The organism is Desulfobacula sp. (genome assembly GCF_021107415.1).
Window position 1 is genome coordinate 1 of the sequence record NZ_JAIOSW010000490.1, and the last position, 4392, is coordinate 4392.

Genomic DNA, 4392 nt, shown 5'->3' on the forward strand with positions numbered 1-4392 from the left:
TGCAGTTTCACCCTGAAACAGGAGGTATAAAAAATATTCTTATTGAATAGTGGTGTCGCAAAGATAAAGGTTAAGCCAGGCCTTTAAATATGTTCTGATAAAAATCACCTACAAGAGGAACAGCCTTCTTGTCTCCCTGTATGGCATAGATCAATCCTAAAATCAAGAAAATAAAAACAACAATATTTAATATCCAACCTATGATGGGTATCCACCAAAAAATGATCCCTGTTAGAAAAAGGCCAAGGGATTGTCTTAAATGAAAAGCCCCGAGTTCTGTTTTATTGTTGCTGTGAAGCACAATGGCTACGATCCATCCGATGATCGTAATATAGCTTACAATTGCTACTGTTTTATCTTCCGTTGATTCAGTCATGATAATTGTTTTTTTTGATTTTGAGTTAAAAATATATGGTTTTTATTTTATTGATTTCCTGATGTTGGTGAGTTTTATCAACAAGTCCTCAAGCAAATCAAGATGCAACATGTTAGCGCCATCAGATTTAGCTTTTGAAGGGTCGGGATGTGTTTCTATAAAAATTCCATCCACACCAACAGCAACACCTGCTTTTGCTATGGTTTCAATCATTTCAGGGTGACCTCCTGTAATTCCTTCCGATTGATTAGGTTGTTGTAAGGAATGGGTGCAATCCAAAACAACCGGTACTCCTAATTTTTGCATTTTCGGTATTCCGCGATAATCAACCACGAGATCCTGGTAACCAAAAGTAGTTCCCCGTTCTGTAAGCATTATTTTTTCATTGCCAGTTTCCAATACTTTATCTATGGCAAATTTCATTGATTCAGGGGAGAGAAATTGGCCCTTTTTGATATTTACGACTTTACCGGTTTTAGCTGCGGCCACCAATAAATCAGTCTGTCGGCAAAGAAATGCCGGGATTTGTAAAATATCAACATATGGGGTAGCATTGGTTGCTTCATCAGCGGAATGAATGTCGGTTAGAACCGGTATGTTAAGTTGATTCCCTATTTTATGAATAATTTTTAATGCCTTTTCGTCACCAATACCGGTAAATGAATCCAACCTTGATCGATTAGCTTTTTTATAGGAGGCTTTGAAAATAAAAGGGATGGACAGTTTATCACAGATTGAGTTGATCAGGGAAGCAATTTCAAAAGGCATTTTTTCATCTTCAATTACACAAGGCCCGGCAATTAGAAAAAAGTTTCCGGAATCGGTATATTTCAATTTTGGAATATCAAACATATATTTTCAGGTTAATATTACTTAATTGCAAAGTTATATAATTAACAGATCAATTTTCAATAACCAGTTCAAATGAATCAACCAGCCTTTTCAAAAAGCACAACCTTTCCATAAAATCATCTGTTTTGTAAACAGCGGATTGTATCAAATAAATTTCATTTCTCTTTTCCGGCTTGATATACTTGACTATATTCATAATGGTATGTTCTGACTCCAAACTCTCAAATCTGACCCAATATGTTTTTTCTTCTTCAAATCCAATTTGACCGGCATCCAGAACTTTCATATTCTTATCTTTCTTTAATGTTCTTAATTCATTCTTAAAATAAGTTATCAATGAATCTTCAGTTTGGTATCCTGTGACAGATATAAGCTGAAACTTCTCAGGATTGTTTCGGGCTTCTAAGTTATTGGAGGCAATAATACCATACAGCGTATCGGAATAAGTTTCCTGTATATCCCAATCATATGGCAAACGGATCATAAATTTATCTCCCGGGTCACCAATTGTGATCATATCGCCAAAATCAAAATATTCATCCGAACAATTATTGTAGGAGTCTGATAAAGGGATGCCTTCAATTTTATTTTTGTGGTCTTTGCATGTTGCTACAATTAAAATCAAAACAAGGGAATATAGGAGGTGTTTTAATTTCATCATCTAATATTTATATTTATTTTTCCAAAGCGATTTAAGCCTGGCCCTGAGTTCTCTTTCTCGTGCATTATCACCGGGTTCATAAAATTTTGTGCCTTTTATTTTTTCTGGCAGGAATTCCAGATCAGCAAAATTTTGATCATAATCGTGTGCGTACTTATATCCCTTTCCATACCCAATATCCTTCATTAACCGGGTGGGTGCATTACGGACAGCAAGTGGAACTGATAAGTCTCCGGTTTTACTGACAAGCTTCTGGGCATCTTTAATAGCCATATAGGAAGCATTGCTTTTTGCGGAGGATGCAAGATAGATGGCAGTTTGAGAGAGTATGATCCGGCATTCGGGATAACCGATAACGTTCACAGCATCAAAACAACTTTGTGCTATTACAAGGGCTGTGGGATTGGCATTGCCAATATCTTCAGATGCCAGTATCAGCATCCTTCGTGCAATGAACTTTGGATCTTCACCTGCCTCCACCATGCGTGCCAACCAATAAACAGAAGCATTAGGGTCGCTACCACGCAAAGATTTAATAAAAGCTGAAATGATATCGTAATGCATTTCACCTGACTTATCATAAATTGCCAGGTTCTTTTGGATCACACGCTGCACTTTATCATTGGTGATCTCAATTTCCTTTTTGGCACCCTGTTCTGCCTGAATAACAAGTTCCAGGGCATTCAGAAGTTTCCTTGCATCGCCTCCAGAAACCCTTAATAATGCATCATCCTCTTTAATCTTGATTTTAGTTTCATGATCTGATTCAAGTCTTTTTTTACCCCTTTCGAGTAATTGCAATAAATGCTCTTTGTCAAGCTCTTTTAAAATATATACCTGGCAGCGGGAGAGAAGGGGAGAGATCACCTCGAAAGATGGGTTTTCTGTAGTTGCACCTATAAGCGTGATAATTCCTTTTTCAACAGCTCCAAGCAATGAATCTTGTTGTGATTTATTAAACCGGTGAATTTCGTCAATAAACAGGATTGTCCCGGCTATACTTGATTTAGCATCTGAAATTACTTTCCTCACATCCTTTACCCCTGAACTGATCGCACTCAAGGTATAAAATGGCCGGTTCAGCTTTTGAGAAATAATAAATGCCAGGGTTGTTTTTCCAACCCCAGGAGGCCCCCAAAAGATCATGGATGGAATATTGCCGGATTCGATGGCTTGCCGGAGAATTGCATTTTTCCCAACAATGTGTAGTTGTCCAATGAAGTCATCCAAGGTTTTTGGACGGAGGAGTTCTGCAAGTGGAGTAGTAGCCATAGTTTTTTTTATTCATTTTTGTATTTATTTCTTCTCGAAACTCTGATTGGATACATCCTTTTGATACCCAAATAATTTTTTGGATTTAATCTGGTCTTCCACGTACCTGGGTACCATTTCTTCCCAACCAGTTTTACCTTGCTGAATCATTTTCAACACCTTTCTTGAATTTATATACAGTCGTTCTTTTTTAACATTTTTGATATCGATGATCTTCCGGTTTTTGATCAGGTAATTATAAAGATCCCTTAAATCTTCAGCTAATGGAAGATTTTCCGAAGTCAATAAATATTCCCCCTTTGTCGGATCATTGATGGAAACAGATGAAACAGTAGGGTAGACGTAGAGTTTCATATTCTCTATAAAAAGTTTTCCCATTGCTTCCAGGATACCCCCTTTCAGGTCCTCATAATATTTTTCATTGAGCACATCCAGGAAATTGGGGATGCCCATTACTATTCGGAGATTAATAATATTAAATCTCGAAAAATAAGTGACCAGTTTATAATATTCGCTTAGGGAAGAAACCATTACATGCTGTCCCATGCCGTTTAATAAGTCGACCCGGGCCAGGAAATCCCGTTCATCCAATTCACCTTCTCCAAGCAAATTGTTCATGGTCATTTCACAGAGCGACATGGTATTTCCCTTATCATAATCTTCATCTCTTTTAAATATACTATAACTGGTTTTCAGCATATCAAATCCAACGTAAGTAATAGGTCGAAAACTACCCCTGAAAGCCAGTACATTTTTTTTGTAGAGCATATCCGCAGGTTCCTGCACATTGCCCAGCCTGTCGAACATAATGGCGGTAGTCATACCATTTTTTACCAATTGTACAGCCAGAAGCCTGTTATCTACCCAATCCAGATCCGGGCCTTTCATTCGCATCATGTTAATTTCCAGGCAATCCGATGAAAGGTTATCCAACAGCGATTGCAGAAAAGAATTAGGGTATTCGTGCAAATGATAACAGGCAAAAATCAGGTTAATTCCTAATTTTCCAAGAGTACTTTGCTGGAGTATTGCATCATTTTCGAGCAGCCTCACATGTAGGATAATTTCATTGGGATCGGTATTAGGGGTTAGCTGAAACCGCAATCCCAGCCAGCCATGTCCTTCATTGTCTTTTTTGAAGTTGATTGTTGCAACTGTATTGGCAAAGGCAAAAAAACAGGTATCCTCACTTTTTTTATCTGCCAGTATATGGACCAGTTCATTATATTCG

Annotated in this window: 5 protein-coding genes; all 5 read right to left on the bottom strand. The window is 37.6% G+C overall.

Going from position 1 to position 4392, the window contains the following annotated elements:
• Positions 1-70 precede the first annotated feature (70 nt).
• Complete coding sequence (locus tag K8S13_RS24460; RefSeq protein ID WP_291466344.1) at positions 71-376, bottom strand: hypothetical protein; 306 nt, start codon at positions 374-376, stop codon at positions 71-73.
• 42 nt (positions 377-418) lie between these two features.
• Entirely contained in the window at positions 419-1228 is an 810-nt protein-coding gene (kdsA, locus tag K8S13_RS24465; protein ID WP_291466345.1) for a 3-deoxy-8-phosphooctulonate synthase, read from the bottom strand.
• 49 nt (positions 1229-1277) lie between these two features.
• The gene (locus K8S13_RS24470; protein ID WP_291466346.1) at positions 1278-1712 is read right to left on the bottom strand and encodes a hypothetical protein; all 435 of its coding nucleotides are present in this window, start codon (positions 1710-1712) and stop codon (positions 1278-1280) included.
• Positions 1713-1889: 177 nt separating this feature from the next.
• On the bottom strand, positions 1890-3161 hold the full coding sequence (locus K8S13_RS24475) for a replication-associated recombination protein A (protein WP_291466347.1): 1272 nt from the start codon (positions 3159-3161) through the stop codon (positions 1890-1892).
• 24 nt (positions 3162-3185) lie between these two features.
• Positions 3186-4392: hypothetical protein (locus K8S13_RS24480; RefSeq protein ID WP_291466348.1), on the bottom strand; the 1207-nt coding region annotated here is incomplete at its 5' end.